This window comes from Aristophania sp. ESL1100 (assembly GCF_058511235.1).
Map to the genome: position 1 here is coordinate 1,596,456 of NZ_CP196394.1, position 26,571 is coordinate 1,623,026.

General features: G+C 50.3%; 20 protein-coding genes and 1 tRNA gene. 6 read left to right on the forward strand and 15 right to left on the reverse strand.

Features of this window, described 5'->3' with window-relative positions; all coding sequences use genetic code 11:
- Window positions 1-56 precede the first annotated feature (56 nt).
- From ACSYSY_RS07405 to hpnH, 5 genes are all read right to left on the reverse strand, one after another.
- Window positions 57-416: an ArsC family reductase gene (locus tag ACSYSY_RS07405; protein WP_491706931.1), complete on the reverse strand. Its 360-nt coding sequence runs from the start codon at window positions 414-416 to the stop codon at window positions 57-59.
- A gap of 77 nt (window positions 417-493) precedes the next feature.
- Window positions 494-568: transfer RNA gene (locus ACSYSY_RS07410), tRNA-Thr, on the reverse strand.
- Window positions 569-620: 52 nt separating this feature from the next.
- Window positions 621-1,034 (reverse strand): RNA polymerase-binding protein DksA, encoded by a 414-nt coding sequence (gene dksA, locus ACSYSY_RS07415; RefSeq protein WP_491706932.1) that lies wholly within the window; start codon window positions 1,032-1,034, stop codon window positions 621-623.
- A gap of 226 nt (window positions 1,035-1,260) precedes the next feature.
- Complete coding sequence (locus ACSYSY_RS07420) at window positions 1,261-2,553, reverse strand: hemolysin family protein (protein WP_491706933.1); 1,293 nt, start codon at window positions 2,551-2,553, stop codon at window positions 1,261-1,263.
- A gap of 80 nt (window positions 2,554-2,633) precedes the next feature.
- The gene (hpnH, locus tag ACSYSY_RS07425; RefSeq protein ID WP_491706934.1) at window positions 2,634-3,812 is read right to left on the reverse strand and encodes an adenosyl-hopene transferase HpnH; all 1,179 of its coding nucleotides are present in this window, start codon (window positions 3,810-3,812) and stop codon (window positions 2,634-2,636) included.
- Window positions 3,813-4,145: 333 nt separating this feature from the next.
- Between hpnH and ACSYSY_RS07430 the strand changes: the two genes are divergently transcribed.
- The 4 genes from ACSYSY_RS07430 to hpnK all read left to right on the forward strand — a co-directional run bounded on the left by ACSYSY_RS07430 (window position 4,146) and on the right by hpnK (window position 8,518).
- On the forward strand, window positions 4,146-4,805 hold the full coding sequence (locus ACSYSY_RS07430) for an ABC transporter substrate-binding protein (protein ID WP_491706935.1): 660 nt from the start codon (window positions 4,146-4,148) through the stop codon (window positions 4,803-4,805).
- A gap of 84 nt (window positions 4,806-4,889) precedes the next feature.
- Complete coding sequence (gene hpnI, locus ACSYSY_RS07435; RefSeq protein ID WP_491706936.1) at window positions 4,890-6,164, forward strand: bacteriohopanetetrol glucosamine biosynthesis glycosyltransferase HpnI; 1,275 nt, start codon at window positions 4,890-4,892, stop codon at window positions 6,162-6,164.
- Window positions 6,161-7,585 carry a hopanoid biosynthesis associated radical SAM protein HpnJ gene (hpnJ, locus tag ACSYSY_RS07440; RefSeq protein WP_491706937.1) on the forward strand — a complete coding sequence of 475 codons (1,425 nt, stop codon included), beginning with the start codon at window positions 6,161-6,163 and terminating at the stop codon, window positions 7,583-7,585. Before hpnI ends, hpnJ begins: the two co-directional genes overlap by 4 nt.
- Window positions 7,586-7,684: 99 nt before the next feature.
- Complete coding sequence (gene hpnK / locus ACSYSY_RS07445) at window positions 7,685-8,518, forward strand: hopanoid biosynthesis-associated protein HpnK (RefSeq protein ID WP_491706938.1); 834 nt, start codon at window positions 7,685-7,687, stop codon at window positions 8,516-8,518.
- Window positions 8,519-8,523: 5 nt separating this feature from the next.
- Here the strand turns inward: hpnK and ACSYSY_RS07450 are convergent, their stop codons facing one another.
- Window positions 8,524-9,522: an adenosine kinase gene (locus ACSYSY_RS07450; RefSeq protein WP_491706939.1), complete on the reverse strand. Its 999-nt coding sequence runs from the start codon at window positions 9,520-9,522 to the stop codon at window positions 8,524-8,526.
- A 288-nt stretch (window positions 9,523-9,810) separates the two neighbouring features.
- On the opposite strand from ACSYSY_RS07450, the gene ACSYSY_RS07455 reads away from it, so the two are divergent.
- Window positions 9,811-10,479 (forward strand): bactofilin family protein, encoded by a 669-nt coding sequence (locus tag ACSYSY_RS07455; protein ID WP_491706940.1) that lies wholly within the window; start codon window positions 9,811-9,813, stop codon window positions 10,477-10,479.
- Between the two features lie 74 nt (window positions 10,480-10,553).
- Here ACSYSY_RS07455 and ACSYSY_RS07460 read toward each other — a convergent pair whose 3' ends face one another.
- The 8 genes from ACSYSY_RS07460 to ACSYSY_RS07495 all read right to left on the reverse strand — a co-directional run bounded on the left by ACSYSY_RS07460 (window position 10,554) and on the right by ACSYSY_RS07495 (window position 23,981).
- Window positions 10,554-11,243, reverse strand: a complete 690-nt coding sequence (locus ACSYSY_RS07460) for a GcrA family cell cycle regulator (protein WP_491706941.1) — start codon at window positions 11,241-11,243, stop codon at window positions 10,554-10,556.
- A gap of 126 nt (window positions 11,244-11,369) precedes the next feature.
- Window positions 11,370-12,578, reverse strand: a complete 1,209-nt coding sequence (gene rnd / locus ACSYSY_RS07465) for a ribonuclease D (RefSeq protein WP_491706942.1) — start codon at window positions 12,576-12,578, stop codon at window positions 11,370-11,372.
- 62 nt (window positions 12,579-12,640) lie between these two features.
- On the reverse strand, window positions 12,641-12,967 hold the full coding sequence (gene trxA / locus ACSYSY_RS07470) for a thioredoxin TrxA (RefSeq protein ID WP_491706943.1): 327 nt from the start codon (window positions 12,965-12,967) through the stop codon (window positions 12,641-12,643).
- 113 nt (window positions 12,968-13,080) lie between these two features.
- Window positions 13,081-16,674 carry a double-strand break repair helicase AddA gene (addA, locus tag ACSYSY_RS07475; RefSeq protein ID WP_491706944.1) on the reverse strand — a complete coding sequence of 1,198 codons (3,594 nt, stop codon included), beginning with the start codon at window positions 16,672-16,674 and terminating at the stop codon, window positions 13,081-13,083.
- A 6-nt stretch (window positions 16,675-16,680) separates the two neighbouring features.
- Window positions 16,681-19,728 carry a double-strand break repair protein AddB gene (gene addB, locus ACSYSY_RS07480; protein ID WP_491706945.1) on the reverse strand — a complete coding sequence of 1,016 codons (3,048 nt, stop codon included), beginning with the start codon at window positions 19,726-19,728 and terminating at the stop codon, window positions 16,681-16,683.
- Window positions 19,725-20,186 carry a tRNA (adenosine(37)-N6)-threonylcarbamoyltransferase complex ATPase subunit type 1 TsaE gene (gene tsaE, locus ACSYSY_RS07485; protein ID WP_491706946.1) on the reverse strand — a complete coding sequence of 154 codons (462 nt, stop codon included), beginning with the start codon at window positions 20,184-20,186 and terminating at the stop codon, window positions 19,725-19,727. Before tsaE ends, addB begins: the two co-directional genes overlap by 4 nt.
- A 114-nt stretch (window positions 20,187-20,300) precedes the next feature.
- On the reverse strand, window positions 20,301-22,952 hold the full coding sequence (gene acnA, locus ACSYSY_RS07490; protein WP_491706947.1) for an aconitate hydratase AcnA: 2,652 nt from the start codon (window positions 22,950-22,952) through the stop codon (window positions 20,301-20,303).
- A 3-nt stretch (window positions 22,953-22,955) separates the two neighbouring features.
- Window positions 22,956-23,981 (reverse strand): isocitrate/isopropylmalate dehydrogenase family protein, encoded by a 1,026-nt coding sequence (locus tag ACSYSY_RS07495; protein ID WP_491706948.1) that lies wholly within the window; start codon window positions 23,979-23,981, stop codon window positions 22,956-22,958.
- Window positions 23,982-24,139: 158 nt separating this feature from the next.
- Between ACSYSY_RS07495 and ACSYSY_RS07500 the strand changes: the two genes are divergently transcribed.
- Window positions 24,140-25,168, forward strand: a complete 1,029-nt coding sequence (locus tag ACSYSY_RS07500) for an NAD(P)/FAD-dependent oxidoreductase (protein ID WP_491706949.1) — start codon at window positions 24,140-24,142, stop codon at window positions 25,166-25,168.
- Between the two features lie 103 nt (window positions 25,169-25,271).
- On the opposite strand, the gene ACSYSY_RS07505 is transcribed toward ACSYSY_RS07500, so the two are convergent.
- On the reverse strand, window positions 25,272-26,507 hold the full coding sequence (locus ACSYSY_RS07505) for an MFS transporter (RefSeq protein WP_491706950.1): 1,236 nt from the start codon (window positions 26,505-26,507) through the stop codon (window positions 25,272-25,274).
- Window positions 26,508-26,571 lie beyond the last annotated feature (64 nt).

A 26,571-nucleotide genomic window follows, 5' to 3' on the forward strand; every position in this document is an offset into this window, starting at 1 on the left:
GTAACATTTTTGTATTTTTATAAAAAATTAGCTCTCTTCCTGCTTTTTAACCCATTTCAGGGCGTTAACAGGTTTTTATAAAGAGTTTCGTCAAATCCAATCAGGATTTCATCACCTTTTTCGAGAACTGGTCTTTTAATAAGAGTTGGAAGCGACACCATAAGGCGGCAGGCTTTTTGCTCTGTCAGCTCTGCTTTTTCTTCATCAGGCAAATTTCTGAAACTTGTCCCTCGTTTATTCAGCAGGCTTTCCCATCCTGTTTTTTGAACCCAGAAGGCGAGTTTCTCTGAGGTGAGACCCTCTTTTTTAAAATCATGAAAGTGATAGGGGATTTCATGATCATCAAGCCATGAAACAGCTTTTTTAACGGTTGAGCAGTTTTTAATACCGTAAAGCTGGAGTGTCTTTTCCACCATTGAGACGCCTGTTTTTTATTTTAATGATGCGGTCCATCATGAAGACAGAATCCGCAAGCGTCAATAATGCGGGGAAATGGTGCTGCTGGCGAGGATTGAACTCGCGACCTCTCCCTTACCAAGGGAGTGCTCTACCACTGAGCTACAGCAGCTTGCAAAGACATGGCGGCTTCGTAGCCTGTTCATGCCTTTGATGCAACCCCTTTAATCGTCTCTATAAACTTTTTCATGGCGCTCATGACGCTCCTGGGCCTCTATAGACAATGTCGCAATCGGCCTGGCCTCAAGGCGCAGAAGGGAAATCGGCTCCCCTGTCTCTTCGCAATAACCATAAGTGCCATCTTTGATGCGCCCCAGAGCCATATCAATTTTATTGATCAGTTTTCTGGCACGGTCACGGGTCCGCAGCTCGAAGGCACGGTCTGTTTCGACAGTCGCACGATCTGCAATATCTGGCTCAAGAATACCCCCTTCAGAAAGACTGGCTAATGTATCGCCTGACTCTCTCAGAAGCTCTGCACGCCAATGCAAAAGTTTTTTCTGGAAATACTCAAGCTGCCGTTCATTCATAAACGGTTCATTATCTGAGGGACGATAGTCCGGCGAGATCGTATTCATACACAAATCCTATTCGACGGGCTGCCCCGCTCTTATTGCACTATTTTAAAAAGTACAATAAAAAAGGGCCTTTGCGTGCGCTGTATATCCTGCCTTTTGTAAGTCGCCAAGTCCCTAAATGATTTAAGGGTCGTTTCCTTTAAATATTAACGATAACGTAAAGGAATTATAATTTAACAAAAACGTGAATTCGCACGCTATTCCGGCAAAGAGAATTAATCTTTACCTAATTTCTGGCAATAGACAGACGGTCAGCCCTGACTTTAAGGACGCGACGTTTTTCCATCTCCATTATTTCAAACAACCATCCGGCATAAACAACCTTGTCGCCTTTTGCTGGAACGCGTTTAAGGAGGGCCATCATGGCGCCACCCAACGTATGGTAACTGCCTGATTCAGGAAATTGTGGTATTTCGAGGATCGAGGAAACCTCATCAGCAGGAATAAATCCATCGAAAATATAATCATCTGCCCCTTGTTCCGTCACGATATGAGGCAGTTTTGGATCTGTGCTTTCCTCTCCGATAATGGCATCAAAAACGTCAGAGGCAGTCACAATCCCTTCGAAAGAGCCATATTCGTCGAGGACAAAAACCACACCAAGCGTAATACCCCGCAAGCGCTCAATCATGGCCTGAGCCGTCAGACTATCGGGAATCACTGGAGGTTTGCGTAAAACGGCATCAATGGAAATCGTCAGCCCCAAAAGAAGCCGGTCCATAATATCCTTGGCCAGAATCACCCCGACGGGATGATCGACATCACCATCACAAACAATGATTCTTGCATAAGAACTTTGTCTTAATTTGCTGACCAATGTTTCATGATCAGCCTGGCGATCTACCCAGAAAAGCTCATTACGAGGTGTCATAATAGCGCGCACAGGCCTGTCAGCCAGCCTGAGCAGACGCTCAATCATGACACGTTCTTCTGTATCCAGGATCCCAGCCTGTGTTCCTTCAACCAGAACCGCTTTCAGCTCTTCTTCCGTCACAGCCGCTCTGGGCAGGGCACCAAGGCCAATCAGTTTCATGACAAAAGAAGAAGTTGCCCCCAACAGCCAGACCAATGGCCGTGTTATGAAAGCCAAACCATCAAGAAAAAGAGAAAGCTTTACAGCAATGAACTCAGGGCGTTGCAGAGCGATCTGTTTGGGCACTAATTCGCCAAAAACCAGCATCGCAAAGGAAATAATAATAACAACAATGGCAATGGATAATTCACTGGCAAAAGGAGCCAGCACTTTCCAATGCAGGATCCATTTCTGCACCCCCGCCTCTAATTGAGAGCCACCAAAAGCACCCTCAATAATAGAGACAAGTGTCATGCCAATCTGAACTGTTGGCAAAAAATTCTGCGGCGTTTCAGCGAGTTTCAGGGCTCTTTGAGCCCCTGCGACATTCTGTTTGGCCAAGGTCGCAAGACGAGTCTTTTTCGCCGAGATCAGGGCCAACTCACCCGTTGCAAATAGGCCGTTAAGGAAAATCAGCAGAATAATGACGATTAGAGAAATAATCATGATACCAGCCTGAGCAATATCGCGGGAAAGCCCTGAAAAATAGGCCTCCCCGCTACATGACAGACTTGTTTTTCCTTTTCCTATTCAGCCGCAGGCGCCGGAACGGCCTGGCCGTTAACCCTTACGCGCGGTCCACGGCTGGGCTTGGCGCTGGCTGCCAGATGCGCCATCTGCTCTGAGACGAGTTCATCATAATCATATTCGGCAGGACGCTGATGGGCCAGGGAGACTTCAGGCACCATCGGCTTTTCAGTTTCAGGACCTGTGAAAGCCACTTTGGCAATATGCCACGGACGCTTTACAGCATCCATCACAGCCGTTGCCTCATAACCGGAATGAACCATACAGTCGGCACATTTCTCATAAGCACCTGTACCATACTGGTCCCAGGCAGTATCTTCCATCAGCTCTTTATAGCTTTTGGCATAACCCTCACCTAACAGGTAGCAAGGACGTTGCCAGCCGAAAACGGTACGCAGAGGCTTGCCCCACGGGGTGCAATGATAGGATTCGTTACCGGCAAGAAAATTGAGAAAGAGCGGAGATTGGGTAAAACGCCATTTCTTACCTTTTCCGAGACGGAAAATATCACGGAAAAGATTTTTGGTTTTCTGCCTGTTAAGAAAATGCTCCTGATCTGGCGCACGTTCATAGGCATAACCGGGAGCGGTCATGACCCCGTCCACGCCCATTGCCATCACTTTGTCAAAAAAGGCAGCAACACGTTCAGGCTTGGCACCATCAAACAGCGTGCAGTTTATGGAAACGCGGAACCCTTTGGCCTTGGCAAGCTTGATAGCTGCCACAGCACGTTCATAAACCCCTTCCTGACAGACAGAGGCATCATGCATCTCTTTGTCACCATCAAGATGGATATCCCATGAAAAGAAGGGAGATGGCTTATAATCATCAATCTTCTTTTCCAGGAGGAGGCCATTTGTGCAGAGATAGACGTATTTTTTTCGTGCTATCAAAGACTCAACAATCTGCGGCATTTCCTTGTGCAGCAAAGGCTCCCCACCCGCAATAGCGATAACGGGAGCGCCCGCTTCCGTGTCGGCGTCAAGACATTCCTGCAAACTCAGACGCTGGTTGAGAATCTGGGCGGGATAATCAATCTTGCCACATCCCGCGCAGGCGAGATTGCACCTAAATAATGGCTCAAGCATCAGAACCAGCGGGTATCTTTTACGCCCCTTCAGATGTTGTTTCACAACGTACCGTCCAACCCGAACGGCCTGCATTAATGGTACAGCCATTACAATCCTCTGGTCATTTATCGAGAGCCTGATCGTGCTCTGCCGACTATATATTTCCCCGACGCGACTTCAGAAATAAACAGGTCAGACCCGTCCTCTGAAAAAAGCAAACAAACCTTGTTTAACAATTTACGTAATTCACGCGGGTTAAATTGATATCATTCCAGCTTGCCTATATCCTGTAAGCAAATGATAATTCAACAGTTAAACCTTACATTATCATTTTGACTGTAACATATCTAACACAGCCTTCAACGTCTTCATGGTATAAAAGAGGGCAGAAGGATGATAATATCTATGTACCACGCTCTTATTCAACCAAGGAGAAAGAGTATGTCCTTAATTCGTATCGCTAGAATTACGCTTCCTGCGCTTATGGCTGCCTCAAGCATGACAGCTATGGGTGTATCTTTCGCGCCTGTCTCGGCCGCTCATGCAGAATCCACCGCTCCTCAGGCCAGTGCGGCTGCTCCCATTCAGGGGCTTTATGACGCTCTTGCAAAAGCAACGAAGGCATCTGGAGATATCGGACAGCGCCAGAAACTGCTTACCCCTGCAGTGGATAATGCCTATAATCTGGAAGAAATCCTTCATCGTTCCATCGGGCTGCATTATAATAGCCTGACGCCTGATGAACGGAGCACACTTTTAAAATCCTTCCGCAAATTTACGGTTGCCCGTTACGTATCCACCTTTAAACCTGGCTCAGACGTTCTGTTTGCTGTCGTTCCGACCCCTAAAACAGACAGCACAGGCCGGACGATTATTCATTCCACAATCGGTGGCAAAGATGATCCGGCCAATCCTACCCCCATCGACTACGTCATGAGCCAGACTCCTAATGGCTGGCGTATCATAGATGTTCTTCTGGATGGACATATCAGCCAGGTTGCGGCACAACGTTCGGATTTCAGGTCTGTTTTTGCGCAGGGTGGCGCTGCAGGTCTGGCACGCATGTTTGATCAGAAAGCTGACGATTTTTTGCATGAATAAGCAAAACTGGTTTTTTATGACACTTTCATTCTCCAGCGCACTGGGGGATGAAAGTGAATTTTTATCTGAGGGTATAAAACGCACGTGATCAGTATCTTGCCGCTTTTATCGGGTCTGACAGGTGCGTTATCTCTCGCCGGGCATGTGCAAAGCTTACTTGGCTCTGCCCTATTGGGGCGTTTTATACAACGCGCTGAAATGACCTTGCCTTCTGCCACTATAAGGCAGGATGACAGTCATTCAGAAAAGGACTGGCCTGCTGTCAGCATTCTGAAACCGTTAAGTGGAACAGAACCTTTACTTGAGGAGGCTCTGGAGAGCTTCTTCCGTCTGGATTATCCAGTTTATGAATTAGTCTTTGGCCTTCATAGTCCGACTGACCCCGCTCTGGTTATTGTAGAGCGTTTATGCTCACGCTACCCGGAACAAGCTGTTTCAATCGTTATTGACACTTCAGAGCATGGGCCCAATCGGAAAGTTGGCAATCTTATCAATATTGAAAAAAAATGCCGTCACGACATATTCGTTATTTCTGATTCGGACATTCACGCTGAGCCCGATTATCTCAAACAGATTGTCCTGACCCTTCAGCAGCCAGAGGTCAGCCTTGTAACGACCCTTTATGCAGGCCTGGCAGCTGATTCCCGCCTCGTACGCCGGATGGGTGCCAGCGCTATTAATTCAAACTTTCTCCCCGGTGTTGTGCTTTCACGCCATTTGGGACGAGAAGACTGCCTGGGTGCCACAATGGTGCTCACACGCCATAAACTGGCTACGATCGGTGGTTTCAAAGCGCTCGTCAATCACATTGCTGATGACGCGATTCTAGGGCAGCTTATCCGCAACCTCGGGGAAAAAGTTGCCATTGCGCCAACAATATGCCGCACAACTGTGACTGAAGAAAACTTCCGGGAACTTTTTTCACATGAGCTTCGCTGGGGGCGCACTGTGCGTTCTGTCGAACCTCTTGGCTATAGTCTTTCCTCTGTTCAGCTTCCCCTTTTCTGGGCAAGCCTCAGTGTGCTTTTCTGTCCCACATCCCTCTTCCCCTGGCTCGGATTGGGGCTGGGATGGATTTTAAAAGGATTAGTCGTCACAAAAATTTCCCGTTTGACGAAATGCCCCAATAAAGGCATGTTCCCTTTCCTTATTATACGTGACTGGTTCTCGGCAGTTGTCATGATTGCAAGTGCCACCGGATCACGCGTTGCATGGCGGGGGCAAACTGTGCTTATCACTTCTGCTAAATTACAGTCAGACAAGGCTGAAAGCGTTTCCATTGCGGGCGCGACGAAGTCTTTATCTGCTCAATGTCCGCCTATAGACAGCCCACCTATTAACCGGAGTGCCCGCTCATGATGAGAACCCTTTTTCTGCAACCACCATCATTCGATGGTTTTGACGGCGGTGCCGGCTCCCGCTATCAGGCTAAACGCGAAATCCGTTCATTCTGGTATCCGACGTGGCTGGCACAGCCCGCCGCTCTTGTTCCTGGTTCGCGACTGATTGATGCACCTCCTGCCAAAATGGGCATGGGTCCCATTTTGGAGGACGTCAAAAACCGTGACCTCGTTATTATTCACACCTCCACACCCTCTTTTGGATCCGACGTCAGAGTCGCCAAAATGCTTAAAGAGGTTAACCCCAAACTTCTGATCGGTATGGTTGGTGCCAAAGTGGCGGTTCAGCCCAATGAAAGCCTTGAAAAAGGGGCTCCCATTGACTTTGTGGCCCGCAACGAATTTGACTATACCATCAAGGAAGTCGCTGAAGGCAAGCCTTTAGCTGAGGTGGATGGCATTACATGGCGCAACGAAAAAGGTGAGATTATCACCAATAAAGACCGCGCCATGATCGAGGATATGGACAGCCTGCCATTCGTGACAGAAGTCTATAAACGTGATCTGCATATTGAAGATTACTTTATTGGCTATCTGAAGCACCCCTACCTTTCCATCTATACAGGCCGCGGGTGCAAATCACGCTGCACTTTCTGCCTATGGCCCCAGACCGTCGGGGGGCATCATTACCGCACACGCAGCCCTGAAAATGTTGCGGCCGAGATCCGTCTGGCCAAGCAGTATTTCCCGCAGGTTAAAGAATTCTTCTTTGATGATGATACCTTCACCGATGATCTGCCCAGAGCCGAGGCAATCGCCCGTGAGCTTGGTAAAATGGGTATCACCTGGTCTTGCAATGCCAAGGCGAATGTCCCTTATAAAACGCTCAAGGTGCTGAAAGAAAACGGTCTTCGTCTTCTCCTCGTCGGTTATGAAAGTGGCAACCAGCAGATCCTTCATAACATCAAGAAGGGTATGCGCATTGAAGTTGCCCGTGAATTTACCAAGAACTGTCATGATCTTGGCATCAAGATTCACGGGACCTTTATCCTTGGTCTGCCAGGAGAAACCAAACAGACAATCCGTGAGACGATCAATTTTGCAAAAGAGATCAACCCTCATACACTTCAGGTTTCTCTTGCCGCGCCCTATCCAGGAACATTCCTGCATAAACAGGCAACAGAAAATGGCTGGCTGAATGAAAACGAAGCCGAGTTGATTGATGAAAATGGTGTGCAGATTGCACCATTGCATTACCCCCATCTTTCACACGAAGAAATCTTCAAAAGTGTTGAGACGTTCTATAAGGAATTTTATTTCCGTCCTTCCAAGATCCTCTCCATCCTTAATGAGATGATTCGTGATCCGGAAATGATGAAACGACGCCTGCGTGAAGGCGTTGAGTTCTTCCAGTTCCTTCGTCAACGTCACGTTTCCTGAACCTTTCGGTTTTCAGAAAATATCAGGAAAGGGTATGGTTCTGTTATCGTCAGGACCATACCCTTTTTTGTAACTCACACTCTATTCCCTGGATTCTTTATGGCTCATCCTCACCGTCGTCTCATAATCTCTGCTGATGATTTTGGTATGAGCCAGGAGGTCAATGAGGCCATTGAACAGGCTCACCGGGAAGGAATTCTGACAACAGCCAGCCTGATGGTGGCCGGACCGGCCGTTGAAGATGCTCTGAAACGAATTCAAAGGCTTCCTGATTTACGTCTAGGCCTGCATCTGGTTGTTATTGAAGGCGATTCAATTTTAAAGGACCCTCTGATAACCGATAGCAGAGGCTGGTTCGGGCGTGACCAACTTCAATTAGGCCTCTCTTATTTTTTCAACCCTTCCAAACGACGCGCCTTGAAAAAGGAAATCGAAGCCCAGTTCCGTGCTTTTGCCAGAACAGGGTTTACCCTCGACCATGCAAATGCTCATAAACATATGCATCTTCATCCCACCGTGGGGGCTTTTCTGATCAGAACAGGACGTGATTACAACCTTAAAGCCGTCAGAACACCCTCAGAACCTGCCGCCCCTCTCATGGCAAAACCCTCATTAGGAGATACCGCCCTGGAACAATGGACGAAGCTTTTGAGATACCAGATCAGACAGGCGGGCATGAAAACCAATGATTACTGTTTTGGGTTACGCTGGTCTGGTCATATGGTACCGGGACGGATTGCCAGGCTGATTCCAAATCTGCCACAAGGCGTCAGCGAAATTTACTTCCACCCTGCCCGCAGGCAAAATGAACAGATGGCCTGTTTAATGGCAGGCTATGAGCAGGAAAAAGAGCTTGAAACACTCCTTTCCCCTCAGATACGCCAGCTTCTGGAGCAGGAAGAGATTGCTTCCATCGGCTGGCGTGATCTTTAATAGTCTTAAACTTTCAGAGGGAAATCCTCAGTCGGACGGGCACCAAGACGTGTGATAATGATACCAGCTGCCTGATTCCCCAGACGCGCACATTCCTCATAACCATAGCCACGCGTATATCCTGCCAGGAAACCGGCAGCAAAGGCGTCCCCTGCCCCTGTTGTATCGACAACATCCACGGCCTCTGTCGGAACATCATAACGCTGGTCAGCCATGATGACCGCGCCCCTTGCGCCACGGGTTACAGAAACGATCCCTGTTGTGCCGGCCGCCAGTTCAAGCGCTTTGTCGAAATCGTCTGTCTCATAAAGTGAGAGAAATTCTTCCTCATTGGCAAAAAGGATATCAACTGATTCCTCAACAAACTTCCTGAAATCAGCCCTGTGACGATCTACACAGAATGAATCAGATAAGGAAAGGGCAATTTTCCGGCCCGCTTCATGCGCAATTCGTGCGGCTTCATAAAAAGCACTCTGCGCTTTGGCGCGGTCAAACAGATATCCCTCAAGGTAGGTGACAGATGAGCCGGAAACAACATCTTCCAGAATATCTTCAGGAGTGAATTCCACGCATGCCCCAAGATAGGTAAACATTGTCCTCTGTCCGTCAGGCGTTACGAGCACAATGCAACAGGCAGTGGGAATTTCAGGATCCCCTTCGGCACTTCCCAATGGCATGGAAGGAAAATGAATTCTCTGTTCCTTCATATCCTCGGCAAAATCTTCGCCTGCTTCATCAGAGGCAACTTTGCCTAAAAAGGCGGTATCGATGCCCATTTTTGCGGCAACAACGGCGCTGTTTGCTGCAGATCCTCCCCCGCAGACCTGTGCAATCGGCACATGTTGTGTCAGGCGCTGCACTGTTTCTGCATCAATGAGGACCATACTGCCAGGAACAACATCAAACTCCTGCAAAACTTCCGGTGTTACAGAAGCAGTCATGTCAACAATGGCATTACCGATACAAAGCAGATCATATAAGGAAGAATTTGAAGCCTGGTTCATCTAAAAAAGGTCCTACTACAGAAAGTTTTCAGTTCCTTTTCACCATAGTCCCTCCCGAAAGTGAATCAATATTCTTGTGATCATCATTTAATTTTCGCTTTCAAAAAATATTTAAAAGATTAAAAGACAGCAATTTCTTCGTGTTGCGCTTGTTGTTCATGCCCAGTTACGTATAATTCCAAAACGACTTGGATGTTATCATTAGAGCTGTATCGTTTTTTGAACTTATACAGTTTTACGAATCAGCATCTTTGCGATCATCATAATTCAGATACGATGAGGCACATCTTGTTCAGAAAACACCGTCAGGACGACACAAAGCCCGAAACGCCAGAAAATACAGCTCCCAAGCCTGTTTTCCCTGCTCCCCCTGCCAATGGCCCTACTCCTCCTCCGGGCAATTTGCAGCCAACGCCTCCCAGCCCCCCTCCTATGGGAGCCACTCTTACGCCACGTCCACGGACAGGGGGCACAGGATTCCCTTCTTCAGGGGCTGTTTCTCAGCGTACTTCAGCAACCCCGCAACATAGCGAATTAAGAACGCTGGTGATCGGGCATGGTATCAGCGTACAGGGAACAGTCCAGGACGTTGAGCGCCTTGTCATTGAAGGTACCATTGAAGCCAATCTGATTCGCGCGAAAGAATTCGTCGTCGCTCAAGGCGGTGTTTTCAGGGGAACGCTTGAAGTCGATAAAGCTGAGATTGCCGGAACGATGGACGGGGACATCACGGTTCTTGACAGCCTGAATCTGTTATCGACGGGCCGTCTTATCGGCAAAGCTTCCTGTCATCGCCTCCAGGTTGAAGATGGTGGTCAGGTCACAGGTCAGCTCGAAATGATTACCAAAACGCCTCAACCCAAGGTCGGAGTTTCTTCTCCCTCCCTGCTTTCCAAACCTGAAGACAGTTTCCTCGCGAAACCCGAGAACAGCTTTAAAGCAGATATTGATATCTAAGTCTTTTTATTAAAAAAAGCCGCCTTACTCAAAAGGCGGCTTTTTTTAATCGCGTAATGACTCGTAGAAAATACCTAACCTTCACGCCGGTCACGAATTCTCACATAGGCAATAGCGGCATGCTCTGCACAATAAGGTTTCCCGGGCAGGGGTTTGGCTCCGCAAAAATGAAATTCAGGTGTTCCCGGATCCCCGAAAGGCCACTGACATGACGGCCCACGTTTCAACGGATTTTCCATAATATCGCGCACTCTTTTAGGGCGGACAATCGGCTTGATCTCAGGCGCGGGCTCTGATTTCGTCTTTTTCACCTTCTCCTTTGGAACGGCTGCCTTTTTCTCAGGTGCTTTTTTCTCTTTTTCAATTTTCAGTTTATCAGCAGGACTCTTTTTAGGGGCCGCAACTTTTGGCTCCTGAAGAAGATCAGGCTGGTCACTTCCTGCTGTCTCTGCCTTTTTGCTAACTGATTTTGTCTTTTTAGGTTTTTCTGCACTATCAGAGACATCCTCGCTCTTTTTCTCAGAAGTCTCTTCTTTTGGCTTCTTCTTGCGGGATGGCACAGGCTTGCGTTGCGGAGGAGCTGCGTCACCTCCTTCAGCATTCTTGTTACGGATTGGAGAAGGACGAGGTGGCAGCCCCAGACGGTGAGCCTTTCCGACCACTGCATTTTTGGTAATGGAGAGCTGACGACCGATTTCAGCTGTAGAGAGCCCCTGGCTCCATAAATCCCTCAATCTGGCGATGAGATCATCCGTCCAGTCCATACACTCCGCTTCCTTCTCTTGCCAAATTCGTTATTCTTGCCACAATTTCTGCCCATAAAAGGCATCAGTCTTTATCATCTGTGATAGCAAAGACCTTCAGATAAACCAAAGCTTTTCCTATCAGGATCATGAACTTTCCAAAGATTGATGTTCCACACATAAATCTTTGATGTGCACGTCCTCATCTCTAACGAGCAAGGCCGTTTTTCCACTCAAAAGAGCCTGAGCTTCCTTGCCAAAAACCTCGTAGCGCCATCCTTTAAAAACAGGAAGATCAGTCTCCCCTCCAACCATTTTTTCCAGATCCTCACCAGATGCTACCAATTTTGGCGCGACAGAATGAGCCTCACTTGTCATAGCCAGCAGGACTTTTAACAGGCCAACGACGTGAGGTGACACTTTCTTTATTTCGGCTTTTTTCTTGGTATGGAGAATGGGAAGGCTCTCTGCCTCTTTCGTCTCTCCAAGCGCAATGGCCTTTAATAAGCCACGTCCCAATGCCCCTGTAGCGAACCCCTCTGAGACGCCACGAATATGGCTGAGTTCCTGAGCCGTTTTTGGGCGGACTGTGGCGATTTCCAGAAGGCTTTCATTACGGATCACATGTTGGCGGGGAAGATTGACCCGCTGTGCCTCCTGTTCACGCCAGGCCACACATTCCTGCAGAATTCCCAATATACGCCGGTTATTTGTTCTGGGCTTCAATTTACGCCATAGCTGGTAAGGATCCGGGCGGTAGGTTTCCTCCGCCATCAGCGTCCCCAATTCCGCCGTAACCCACCCTGAGCGCCCCTGCTCTTCCAGCTTGTCTTTCAAAAGCTGATAAACAACGCGCAGGTGCGTTACGTCCGCCGCCGCATAAGCAATCTGCGCCTTGCTTAAGGGACGCCTCGCCCAGTCAGTAAAACGGTGACTCTTGTCAATCTGTGCGCCTGTCAGAGCCCCGACAAGCGTATCGTAGCCGACCTGTTCGCCAAACCCGGCCACCATTGCCGCAATCTGCGTATCAAAAAGCGCTACAGGAAGCTCACCAAAAATATGAAGGAAAATCTCCAGATCCTGCCGTGCTGCGTGAAACACCTTGAGGCAATCCGGCTTCGCCAACAGAGATTTCAAAGGTGACAGATCAATATTCGCCATACAGGCATCAATCAGGCCAACCTTATCTGCCCCGGCAATCTGGACAAGACAGAGATGCGGCCAATACGTCTTTTCCCTCACAAACTCCGTATCAATCGTAACGAAGCTTTCCTGACTGACAGAATCGCAAAAACGCGCGACATCTTCAGAGGAGGTAAGGAGAACAGGTTCAGGAAAAACAGATTTCATAGACATGGTATTCTTCTACACAATCCTTCCTGAACCCGCTACAGCTCTCGTCAGGCTGAAAATTTCAATCAGCCGAGATGCTGGTCAATCCATGCCTTCAACTGACTTTTTGGCAGAGCCCCTGTCTGTTGAGCAATAAGTTTGCCCCCTTTGAATACCATCAGAGTCGGAATGCTTCTGATCCCATATGTGGTGGGGATTTCAGGGTTTGAATCAATATCGACTTTCGCCACTTTCAGGCGATCCTGATATTCATTGGCGATATCTTCAAGAGCCGGGCCAATCATTTTGCAAGGGCCGCACCATTCAGCCCAGAAATCCACCAATACGGGACCGGCAGCTTTTAAAACCTCTGAATCAAAACTCTGATCTGTGACTGCAATTGTTCCAGCCATAAGGAAACCCTTTCTTTTGTGCCGCGTTCATACGGCTTTCATTGTGATATTGTCATTCATCTGGAAAGCACAAGAGCGACCTCTCGTCCCAACCATGGTTTTTAGGCCCCTATTTAACTCCAAAGATGTTCCTCTAACAATGATCCCGGTAGCTCTGTGACCTGTGGCCCTTCGGTCCAGAGTAAAAAACATTTGATATGATGGTGGGGATAAATCTGCGCCATAACAGCTCGGTAAGCTGCCATCTGCCGCAAATAGGGCAAGGGAGTCTCCTCGACTCTGCGGGGTGGAAAGCGACCCGTCTTGTAATCACATAACCATAATGTGTCCTGCTCAAGGCAAAAACGATCTATCTTCCCAAGGACAACCCGCCCTTCTGTTACCATAGTCCCATCGGGAGGGGCCGATAAGGTGCCTGAAACAGATTGTTCCGCCCGGCTGTGAACACCAAATAAAGGAGCAAAAGCGGGATTATTCAGCACTGTAAAAATAGATCTCAGTAAATGATCAATTTCCGCCTTATCAAGCTGCCAGGCAGGTCGTGCGAGCCACGAACGCGCCAGTTCCGGCCGTTCATCAGGGGGAACTTCGGGGAGGCGCTGCAATAAACGATGAATGATCTGTCCACGCTGAAGGGCCTTTTCCCGTCCGTTTTTCTGCGAAATTATCGTATCTTTTTTCTGTAATATATCCAGGGGTGAACGTGCTGCCGGCGCAGGACCAAACTCAATTCCTTCAGGCTTGCTGGGGGTTAATGGCCGGGCAAGGGCACTTTCCTGAGGGGCGGCAATAGCCTGCCATTGTGGCGCTGTGCCCATCCATGCAGGCAATGTGACAGGCTCGGACTTTTGAAGCGTTTCCCGTTTCGTTTCGCTGGTTTCAGGACGTTCCTGCAAAATATATGTTTGTCCCTCCCACCCCAGAGTGCATTCTTCAAGCTCTTTATGATCCAGCCGTTCAAAAGCCTGCATACAGAGCGTATGCCAGTTTGGAGACTCCTGGGACGTTTTCTTTCTTTCCCACCCGCAAATAACAAGCCAGTCACTGGCACGGGTCAAAGCAACGTAAAGAAGACGGTTATTCTCCGCCAATGCCCGCAGGTGTTCTTTCTCTTTTAACGTTTTGACAAAATCCGTGACATATTCAGCACGCGGCACCCAGAGCGGACAGTGCTCACCTCTTTCTTCTGCCCATAAGAGGGTGTCCCCCCGCCCCGGGGGTGCTGTTGTATCAGGGAGAATCACAAGGCGTGCCTGCAATCCCTTGGCCCCATGTACCGTCATGATTCTGACTTCGTCAGAGGCCGTTTCCGCCTCACGACGTGTATCAAGGGCACTTTCCTCCACCCATTTGAGGAACCCCTGTAAAGACGGCACATGCTCTTTTTCGTAATCCAGCGCCATTGTGAGTAATTCATCAACAGCATCGGACGCTTCCGCCCCCAAACGCGCCAGAATACGCGTCCGCCCTCCCAATGGGCCCAAAGCCTGCATGAGCAATTCATAGGGGGATTCAAAATCAACCCGGCGGTACAGAGCGCTTAAACGACGCCAGGCTATATCCCAGTCTTCCTTTTCCTGGTGACGTTCACGCAATACATCCCACAAGGCGGTTTTTTTCTGTCCTGAAAGAGAATGGTTCCCATTTTCGGTAATGAGGGCCATTAAAGACCGATCGCTGATACCTCCAAAAGGCGACGTCAGCACACAGGCCAGACTTAAATCATCCTGTGGAAGAAGCAACGTGGCACAAAGTGTCAGCAGGTCTTTGACAGCAAGTTGCTCTGTGACTTTAGTCCGTAAAAAACTCGCCACAGGGACGGAACGCGTTTTTAAGGCTCTAATCAGAACCGGGATAAAACTTGAACGCTTTGAAACCAGAACCAGAATATCGGCTGCTTTAAGCGGTGCCTGCCCCTCCTGCGGGGGGCGACCAATCTGCTCCTTGATCCATTGCGCCAATGTTTCTGCCAGGCGCTGCATGGCACTTTGCTGTCTTTGATTATAATGAGGAGCCTGCCAGGGAGAGTCTTCGCTATCAGGTTCTTCCAGCAGGGGAACGAGAGGCCATAGCTCAACCCGGCCTCCCTGCCCCGGTCTTGCTGAAATATGAGGCCTTGGTCCCTGATTTTCTCCTTCCCCCAATCCTTCTGCTGCCTCTTTACTCATGAAAACATGATCCACAAAGGAAAGAACCGGAGGCACAGAGCGGAAAGACACATTTAATTCGGGGTCACACCAGGGCAGATGCGCCTGTTTTACGCGCCGGGCAAATTCCTGCCGCCAGAGATGAAACTGCTCTGGTTCGGCCCCCTGAAAACTGTAAATTGACTGCTTGAAATCCCCAACGGCAAAAACCGTGCGGGGACGGCCATTGTCACTCTGAGCGGCATCCCCTGTAAAGAAATCCTCCGTTAACGCACCGGCGATTTCCCATTGCAGGCCGGACGTATCCTGCACTTCATCAAGCAATAAATGGTCAATCCCGCCATCAAGTTTGTACAACACCCAGGCTGCTCCAGGATCTCTCAAAAGAGCGCGCGTATAGGTAATCAGGTCGCTATAATCCACGCTGCCACGCTGATTTTTTGCCTGCTGGAACCGCTCCAACACAGGAACAGCAAGATTGAGTAACTCCTGATTGATTTCTATCAGTTCCAGTGATTTTCTTATCTGATAGAGTTCAAGACGCCTCTCTCCCTCTTTTTCCAGAAGTGCTGCAAGATCAGGTGCGCGTTCTCGAGCCGCTTTCCCTATAGCACGGTCCATCTGCCGAACGGTCTGCTTGGCTGTCAGAAAAACCGATTCCAGACAAAAAAGAGCGCGATTCTGCGGATTTTGTTGTAACCACTCTATAAGAGGCTGACTCCATTTTTGCCCAGTATCTGTCATGACGGGACCGGCACGTTTAAATCCTTCTATAAATTCAGCTTCAAAAGGTGACGAGCGGTCTTCTTCCTCCAGCCTTTTTCGGCTTTTCCCGCACACGTCAAAAAGCGTCTGATAAATCTCCCTCCGCAAAGCAGGTCTTAAAGCCCATTCTTTAACCAGACCTGCCCAGATTTCGCGTTTTTCAAGCACACTCCCGAGTGTCCTGGCCATTTCATCCAGCGAAACCTCCCCGGCAAGAGAGGCAACACTTTGAGGGTAAGCGGCTATTTCCCCCTCAAGGGCCTGTCTTAACATGACCTTACCGTCTGTTTCCTCAACCAGGGAGAAATGGGGATCCAGTGCCGCTTCCAGAGGGAAACGGCGCAAAAGAGACTGACAAAAAGCGTGAATCGTCTCAATTCTCAACCCGCCGGGAAGGTCCAGAACCTTGATGAAAAGCCCACGCGCCTGCTGCCGTGTCTCCTCTGTATTGGGGACGTCAAGGCGCTCCAGCTGCTGCCCCAGCGCGTCATCAGGTAAGGAGACCCATTCCCCCAGCCGGGCCTGCAAACGCCCTGCCATTTCCGCTGCGGCGGCCTTGGTATAGGTCAGGCAGAGAATTCTGCCGGGATGAGCGCCTTCGATAATATGCGTTTTGCCCTCATGCTGCTGAGTCATTGGCAACATTAATCTCAGCAGACGATCGATCAGCAATTTTGTCTTGCCAGAGCCGGCCGAGGCGGAAACGAAAACAGAGGCCCGCGGGTCAGAAGCCTGAAGCTGGGCCTTGTCTGCCTGCGCAATAGCATCATTCTTAAGAAAAGAGGTTTCCATCATAAGGATTTATCCCTCCCTGCTATTATAAAACCACTCATCGACCCGAGCGAGCTGCTCATAATCCGAGTAACGCGGCACGTGATGAAGCCTTGGTCGTGAAAAATAAGGTTGCTCCGGCCGTTCATATTCCTCAAGCAGGTTTGTAAACTGAGATAAAACAGTCTCTATAAAATCAAGATCATCAGCTTTTTTCCCCAGGGAAGAAAATGTGAGAATGTCTCCTGATTTCACGCCACCGCCAAGTTTCCAGTAAATCAATGCCTGAGCAACGGTCGCCGGAAGCCCCTTAAACGCTCCGGCTGCCAGCAATGCCGCCTCGAGAACAAGCTGGGCACTCCATTCCTGCAGGACGTCTTTTTTTGTCGGGAGGGAGCCGGTCTTATAGTCAAATATCCGGGCCGTTAACCCATCTTCATCATCAGAAGTGACCAGATCAATTCTGTCAGCCTTGCCTATAAGCCGGAATTTTTGGCCAGAAGAGAGTTTACCCTGCCAATCCGCCTCCACCTCTGCATATGAGCGGAAAGCAACAGCCCCTCTTCTTGTAGGCAGCTCCTGATCACACACCCAGGCGGCAATATTTTTCAACCGGGGCAGCCACCAGACTTTCAGGGAAGCCTTGACCGAAATCTCCCCGAGCGCTTTTTCGAAATAATGTTCTAATATTTCCTTCGCATTATAAGGCCATTCGGAAGGGTAGGACCTGACCATTTCCTCCATGGCTTTATGCACGATATTGCCGAATATGATCTGTTCTGCCTCCTGCTCCAGAGGGTCCAGAGCTTTCAGATGCAGGATGCGTTTGGCATAAAGCCCGTAAGGATCCCTCACAAGGGTATCAATATCGGTAATAGAAAAACGCTTTGGCCTTAACGCTACAGCAGGACGCGGCTCTGGTGGCTGAACGGGTCGTGCATCTCCGCAAGGAAGATCAAGAGCATGTTGCCACTTAAGAGCAGGGTGCGAATAAAGCTTTTTTTGTTCTCCTGAAAGAATCGTCTGCCCGGCAAGAAACGCTTCAAAACGGGCAAGCCACCGTGAAATAACCGTCGGTTTGCCGCCTTCTCTCCGGGCATAGGCAAAAACGGCCTTCCCTGACGCCAGCACAGACGTCGCAAAATCATGCGCGCTCTGTCCTATCGTCTTTTCAGGCGAGAAAAGGCCAATTTTACGTCTCATCGGGCGGCTGAGCCAGGGACCGGGGTCAACAGAAGGCGGCCAGTTCCCTTCTGAAAGCCCCCCCATTACCACAGTATCAAATGACAGCAATCGCGCCTCAAGCACACCAAGGATAGAGATGCGGGGATGCGCCAATTCAACACCCCCCTGATGTCCCTTCAGCCCCTGCAAGGCAAGCCCTGCCATGGAAACCGTCAGGAAACCTTCTATCCCCTCAATCCCTTCCGGCGGCAAATCTCCTCCCCAGGTCATAAGCTCAGCCAGGTGGTGTGAGAGCATGGCCCCATCATCACCCTGCCATAAGGCGAGACTGGTTTCGGGCTCTTTCTCCTCTGGTGAGGCCAGTAATTCCGCACAACGGATAAGAGCTTCCAGCCAGACAGGCATTGTCTGGAAACCTGTCAGAGCCAGTAAAGGGGCAAAAGCGTCCTCCAGCTTCTTAAGAAACTGTTTCAGTTCCTCTTTAAGAGAAAGTTCCCGCGCATCCCCGCCCCCAGTTTCAGCAGAAACACGTTCTTCAAGGGCTGCATAAAGACCGGGAAAGCCCGCACCGGGAGCGGGACCACGCAGGACGTGGCGTTCCAGCAAACGTGCAAAGGAGCGACATGCCCCGGGTTTCAACCCCAACAGGGCAAAGGGGTGTTTAAGCACCGCCAATAAGGAAACAGGCGCATATTCATTGGCGGCCGCACCGGCAATAAGACGCAGGAAAACGGCAATAGGCGTCTGATCCAGCCGAGTGCCCGCACTATCATCCGCATGAATGCCATAACGCAGAAGCGCTGATCTGACACGGCGCGCCAGATCCCGATCCGGCGTCACCAGCGCCCCTGACCGCCCGGGCTGAGACGCAACATCACGCAAGATCAGAGCAATCGCACCGGCTTCCTGCTGCAAATCTGAGGCAGCAATAAGAGAAAGGTCCTCAAGGCCCGAGCACTCCCGCAGCTCAGTCCAGCGCGACAATCCTTTTTCAGGCAGCATGACATCGCGCAGGAGTTCTTCACGCCCGGAATATTGGCTTTCCCCCCATAATTCCACGTCACAACGCTGAATGCCCATCTGTTTCAAAAGGTCGGAAAACGGATATTGGGGGTGAGATTCCGGCAAGCCCTCCCATAAATCCTGATCCAGCCCCAGATCAACGGCCTGAAAAATGACTGTTCCCAAGGGCAGGGAGGCGACAATTTTCAGAAATTCGGCAATCCCTGCCATTCCATCTGAAAAACCGACGGCCCATATGACCATTGGAGGGGGTATTTCCTGCCAAAGCTGGCCATGAGCTGCCAGCAAGGATCTATGCTGGGCGACAGGATTGCTCAGCCCCTGTTCTTTCAACCATTGTGGCCAGAAATCCGTCACAATTTTAAGGAACAGAAGAGTCTGTTCCCAATGATGGGCGAATTCCTCTTCGACCGCTTTGGGAAGGGCTTCCTTTAAATCAACCCCGCACCGCTCAGCCTCATCCATCAACTCTGCCAGAGCCTGAGCCAGAGGCCAGACACGTTCAAGACTGATTTTCTCCCGCGATGACCGGAAAAGAGGCGCGTGCAGAATCAGCTGTGCCAGAACAGCCAGACGGCGATTGGTCTCGACCGCAGGCGGCGTGTCTACTTCCAATGCCAGGGGAAAAAGATCCGTCTCCCCTACGTCACCAATGGCGATAATATCCGGCAGAAGCGCAGCTCTGCCATCCAGAACGCGTAAAAACGCCTCCATCAACCCTCTGGCAGCACGGCGACCCGGGACGAGAATAACGCCACGTTCCGTCAGTTCCGAGCCATCCCCTTCAGAGCCGAGTCCCCGCTTTTCGAGCCAGAAACGCGCGACTTGATCGAGGAACGAACATGAGGCCGGAATTGTGGCGACTGTCATAAATCAAACCGCGTTTTGAGGAGATTCAACCGCTCTTCCGGCCAGCCTTTCAGTGTGACGAAGCGCTCTTCTTCCCCACTTCCATAACTGAATTCGAGGTGAAGCGCCTCAGGAGGCAGGAGTGTTTCAGCACGATCAGGCCACTCCACGATCATGATCGATTCACAGGCTTCGTCCCAATCCAGCTCATAAAGCTCATCAGGGCCGGAAAGGCGCCAGAGATCGTAATGGAAAGCTACCCCACGAGGCGTCTCATAAGCCTGCACGAGTGAAAAACTGGGGCTGGGCACCTCAAGAGCCGGATCCTGAGCCAATGCGCGTAAAAAAGCCCGTGCAAAAGTGCTTTTGCCGGCTCCGAGAGGGCCTGTCAGAGCAAGGCAATCCCTCTGTTTCACGCATTCAGCCAGAGTTTCAGCAAAAAAGAGGGTCTGCTCGGGGGAGGAAAGGGTCAATCTCATGACCCCATCCTACCGTTCTTTGCAGAAAAAGTCCCTATAAGTACGCGCTATATTACGCGCGCCCTCAGAAATGACCCTGCACAGTCTTTCTGAGGGTTTTGTCCCGCCTTTCTGTCAGGCCAGGTCGCGGGCAACCAGAGGCAGAATACCCCCATGGCGATAAGCCAGAAGCTCATCAGATGTATCGATCCGGCATAAAAGCGGAACTCTTACCACGCCTCCATCAGCAGCCGTAATAACCGCTATGACCTCAGAACGTGGAGAGAGAGCTTCCATCCCTTCAAGGGAGATCATTTCCTCTCCTGTCAGGCCCAGCGTTTTCCTGTTCACGCCTTGCGGGAAAGTGAGAGGAAGAACCCCCATTCCTACCAGATTGGAACGATGGATGCGCTCAAAACTCTCGGCAATAACAGCTTTTACGCCAAGAAGTTTCGTGCCCTTGGCAGCCCAATCGCGCGAAGAGCCCATGCCATATTCCTTCCCCCCTATAACAACCAGAGGTGTATTCTGTTTTTGGTAAGCTTCTGCCGCTTCAAAAATAGTCGTTACCGTTCCTGTTGGGAACAGACGCGTATAGCCGCCTTCCTTACCCGGAACCATCTCATTACGCAGCCTGATATTGGCAAATGTTCCTCTCACCATCACACGGTCATTCCCACGGCGTGAGCCATAGGAATTGAAATCATGAGGCTCAATCCCCTGGGTTTTCAGATACAGACCAGCTGGTGAATTCACTGCGATGGCCCCAGCAGGGGAAATATGATCCGTCGTGACATTATCACCCAGCAACGCCAGAATACGGGCCTTTTCAATGGGCATTACGGGAGGGATTTCTGGAGAAAGATCATCAAAATAAGGTGGTTTCTGGATATAGCTCGACGCTTCATCCCACTGATAAAGAGCTGAATGCCCCCCAGCTCCGAGAGCCTGCCATTCCGAGGAGCCTTCGGTCACCTTGCTGTAACAATCCCTGAACTCATCGGGGCTTAAAGCGCTTCCCATAATTTCAGAGACTTCATGCCTTGTCGGCCAGAGGTCAGAAAGTTTTATGGGACTGCCATCCTGTCCATAACCCAGGATAGCCGTTGAAATATCTTCATCAATCCGCCCCAGAAGCGCATAAGCCACCACCAGAGGCGGAGAGGCCAGATAATTGGCACGCACGTGAGGAGAAATTCGTCCTTCAAAATTGCGGTTTCCTGAAAGGACCGCCCCCACTAACAGATGATTTTTCTCAATCAATGTTGTGACGTCCGGCGAGAGAGGGCCGGAATTTCCAATACAGGTCGTACAGCCATATCCCACGGTCTGGAATCCCAGAGCATCCAATGAGGATTGCAGACCCGCCTTGGTAAGATAATCCGTCACAACCCGGGAACCAGGCGCCAGAGACGTTTTGACCCATGGTTGGGACTTCAACCCTAATTCGCACGCTTTTTTGGCAACCAATCCCGCCATGATCAGAAGCTCAGGATTGGACGTGCTTGTGCAGGACGTAATGGCCGCGATTACAACCGCCCCATGTGAAAGTTTGAAAGCACCATCAGAGGACAAAAATTCTTTCTGGCGCTCTTCCTCTTTAACCGATCCGTCCAGAAGTTCTTTAAAAGAGACGGGAACATCTTTAAGAGACAGACGGTCCTGAGGGCGTTTCGGACCTGCAAGAGAGGGTTCCACTGTTGCCAGATCCAGCTCCAAAGTCTCTGTAAAACAGGGATCAACGCTTGACGCATCCCTGAAAAGCCCCTGCGCTTTGCAATAGCTTTCGACCAGCTTAATCTGGTCTTCAGAACGTCCGGTCTGGCGCAGATAATCAAGCGTCTGTTGATCTATGGGGAAAAAGCCGATTGTCGCCCCATATTCAGGCGCCATATTGGCAATACTGGCCCTGTCTGCCAGCGGGAGCTGGTCAAGAGCCGGGCCATAAAACTCAACAAATTTCCCGACAACACCTTTAGCGCGTAAGACCCGGGTAATTGTGAGAACAAGATCCGTCGCCGTTACACCTTCGGCCAGATTACCGACAAGCTTTACCCCGATGACATCGGGGATCAGCAAAGAGCTTGCCTGCCCCAACATAGCGGCCTCAGCCTCGATCCCACCGACACCCCAACCAAGAACACCCAGTGCGTTCACCATGGTCGTATGGGAATCAGTGCCATACACACTATCGGGGAACAGGATCGTTCCTTCATCGGTATCTTCCTGACAGACAACAGGAGCCAGATATTCAATATTGACCTGATGGCAGATCCCTGCCCCCGGCGGCACAACACGGAACTTCCTGAAGGCTTTCTGCCCCCACCGCAAAAACTGATAACGCTCACGATTACGCTCAAATTCAAGCGCCATATTATCAGCAAGTGCCTCCGGGCGACCGGATTCATCCACCTGCACAGAGTGGTCAATGACCAGATCAACCTGTATCTGCGGATTAACGGCCTCAGGACTCCCCCCGAGCTTTTTAACCCCTTCCCGCATGGCAGCCAGATCGACAATCGCCGGCACGCCCGTAAAATCCTGCATCAGGACGCGCGCCGGTCTGAAAGGAACTTCCTGATCTGAGTGTCTTGTTTTCAACCACTCCCCGAAAGCCTGAGCGCTTTTTTCGTCTCCCTGACGGGCAACATTTTCCAGCAAGATCTTCAGGGAATAGGGAAGCCGCTCCATAGTCCCTATTTTCTGAGCCAGTTTATTGAGACTGAAATAGCGATAGGATGCGCCTGTGACGTCCAGTGTTTCCCATAAATCCGCGTTCCGGGTCATAAACTAGCTCCTCAGTCTCTGAATCAGTAAGTCTGCAAACGCTCTGGTGCCGATAGTTCCGCCGAGATCAGGGGTCCTGATGCCTTCCTTTACGACGAGCTGCTCGATAGCTGTTTCCAGCGTTTTTGCTTTTTCCTCATAATCACAATGACGGAGCATCAGGATGGCTGCCCGTAAGAGCGCCAGAGGATTCGCCTTGTCCTGGCCCGCAATATCAGGGGCTGAGCCGTGAACAGCTTCAAAAATGGCCATTTCTGGGCCGATATTTGCTCCCGGCGCTGTCCCGAGGCCGCCCACCAATCCGGCTGCGAGATCGGACAGAATATCACCAAACAGATTCGTCGTAACAATGACATCATAGGTTTCAGGCTTGATGACGAGCTCCATAGCGCAGGCATCAACAATGCGCTCTTCAAAAGCGATTCGCCCCTTATAATGCTCGGCAATTCGGCGGCCTTCATGCAGGAAAATTCCGCTTAACGCCTTGAGAATATTGGCCTTATGAACCAGCGTAACCTTTTTACGCCCATGTTTGAGGGCATAGGCAAAAGCGAATTCAACGATACGGGCACATTCCTGCCGGGAATTATACCCCGCTCCGTACGCAACAGCTTCAGGATCCCCCCCTACAGGGAGATAATGCTCCATAGCAGCGTAAAGACCTTCGATATTTTCCCTGACAACGACAAGATCAACATCTTCAAACCGGCCTCCTGGCAGGAGTGTTCTGGCGGGTCTGACATTGGCATAAAGGTCAAAACGCTGGCGCAGGGTCACGTTAATGGAACGAAACCCCTTCCCGACCGGAGTCGTTAAGGGTCCCTTTAAAGCAAGCTTTGTGCGGGAAAGGCTTTCCAGCGTGGCGCTTGGCAGAAGATCTCCACACTCTTCCAGCGCTGTCATGCCTGCTTTTTGAATATCCCACACAAACGGGGCTTCAAGAGCCTCCAGAACGGAAATTGTTGCGTCTGTAATTTCAGGTCCAATTCCATCACCGGGGATCAGCGTAACGGTTCGACGGTCAAACATAAAAGGTCTCCCGAGCCATATCGTAACTTTTCGGAAATGAGTGTGCGGGAAAGGAAAAGAAGAAGTCAATTCATTTCGGGTAAAGAATATTATTTAATGAGGACGTATTTTTCGTCAGGACTGGTCTAATAGAGTGATTGGCCTTATGTAACAGTATCATGACCCAGATCTCTTCTTTTGAAACTGACATTGCTATTATTGGTGCGGGCCCTGCCGCTCTTTTCGCTGCCTTTGAATGCCGTATGCTACGCCTTGAATGCGTGCTTATGGACGTTCTGGACTATGTGGGGGGACAGTGCGCAACGCTCTATCCCGAAAAGCCGATTTATGACATCCCGGCCCACCCTTCCATTACAGGGAGCGGACTGATTGAGGCTCTGGAAGCGCAGATCGCACCTTTTGATATTCCCCGTATCCTGGGGAGCCGGGTCACGTCTCTGGAAGGGACGCGAGGGGACTTCACCCTGACCAATGAGCGCGGGGACCGCGTAAAAGCAAAAGCCGTTATTATTGCCGCCGGTGCCGGTGCCTTCGGTCCGAATCGCCCTCCCCTTGAGGGGCTGGACGCTTATGAACAGGGGGGAAGCGTTCATTATTTCATCCGCCGGAAAGATGAGTTTGCCGGGAAGCGTCTTCTCATTGCCGGTGGCGGTGATTCAGCTCTGGACTGGGCGTTGTTACTTTCCGATAGTGCCAGCCATATTTACCTTCTTCACCGCCGTGAACAATTCAGGGGGGCGCCGGAAACGCTTGCCCGGATTGAGGAAAAGGTCAAAGAAGGCAGGATTGAAAAAGTCGTCCCTTATCAGCTTCACGCTCTTAATGGGGAAAATGGCGTGCTTGACGGCGTAGACGTCATTTCACTTGATGGCACAGTAAGAAGACTGGACGTGGATCACCTGCTTGCTTTCTATGGCCTGTCGACTGATCTGGGACCGATTGCCATGTGGAACGTGCAGACGCACCGCAATACCATCCCGGTCAATCCGGCAACGCTGGAAACAAGTGCACCAGGCATCTTTGCCATTGGCGATATTGCCGCCTATCCCGGCAAACTGAAACTGATCTTGCAGGGTTTCTCAGAGGGTGCGATGGCCATCCATGCCGCCTATAACATCGCCCGGCCTGAAACAGCCTTGCGCTTTGAACATTCCACAAGCCGCGGCCAACCTGGCAGCCCTGCCTGATCAGGATGGCAGCACGAACTTTTTGAAGACGGTCACAAAGAGAGAGGCGAGACATTCCACTTTCGCGCTCTCTTCCCATTGAGAACCACGTTGAAATTTTGTTTTATGAGTGCGTTTTCAGCTTAGGCAGAAAAGCTGTAACCAGCCCGAGCAATGGCAAAAAGGCCGTAAATTTATACACCCAGATGATGCCATAAAGGTCCGCCAGGTGGCCGAGACCGGCAGCCCCTATTCCACCAATGCCGAACATAAGACCGAACATAATGCCTGAGACCATACCGACGCGGCCAGGCATCAGCTCCTGTGCGTAAACAACAAGGGCAGAAAATGCGGAAGCAATAATCAGCCCGATTGTAATCGCTAAAATAGCGGTCCAGAACAGATTGGCATGAGGCAGGATCAGAGCAAAAGGCACAACACCAAGAAATGAAATCCAGATAACGACCTTGCGTCCAAGGCGATCCCCAACCGGGCCACCTGCAAAAGTCCCAATCGCAACAGCTGCCAGATAGGCAAAAAGATAAAACTGGGACTGTGATGCGGTAAGACCAAATCTTTTGATCAGATAAAACGTAAAGTAATTCTGAAACGACCCTATATAAATAAATTTGGCAAACATAAGCACCCCGATTACCGTCATGGCGCGTATCATCGTTGCCCGGCTATAGGGAGAGGGAGACGTTTTTGCCCCGGTCCTGTCGCTTGAGACAGGCCCTATACCGATCCGCCATTTCGTAATACCGAAAAGCACCCAGATTGCCGCAATGGTTCCCACGTCAAGCCAGGCTATGGCTTTCTGGCCAAAGGGAAGAATCAATGATGATGCCATAAGGGGCCCCATCGCAGAACCCACATTCCCCCCTACCTGGAAGGCTGATTGCGCTGTACCGAACCGACCGCCAGAGGCCATACGCGCAATGCGGGCCGCCTCAGGGTGAAACGTCGCAGAACCGATGCCAATAATACAGGCTGATACCAGAATCATTATATAAGTTGGTGCAAACGCCAGAAGCCCGATACCAATGAATGTGGCCACCATACCGACAGGCAAAAGATACGGCATGGGACGTTTGTCTGTATAAAGTCCCACCCATGGCTGTAAAAGAGAGGCCGTTAGCTGATACACCAATATAATCCAGCCAATTTCAGTAAAACTGAGTTTATAATTAGCCTTTAACATGGGGAAAACTGCCGGTAATACCGCCTGAATAAGGTCATTAAGCAAGTGCGCAAAGGCAACCGCCCCCACAATCTGAACAATAAATTTCTGTGGATTTTCAGGATTACCTGAAGAAAGACCAGAGGACGGACCTGCAAAAGCAGTACTACGCTCGTTCATGTATATTTAGCTCGCAACTTTCAGTTTCACGGCCAGAGGGTCCCTTCCCGACTGAAGTGAACCT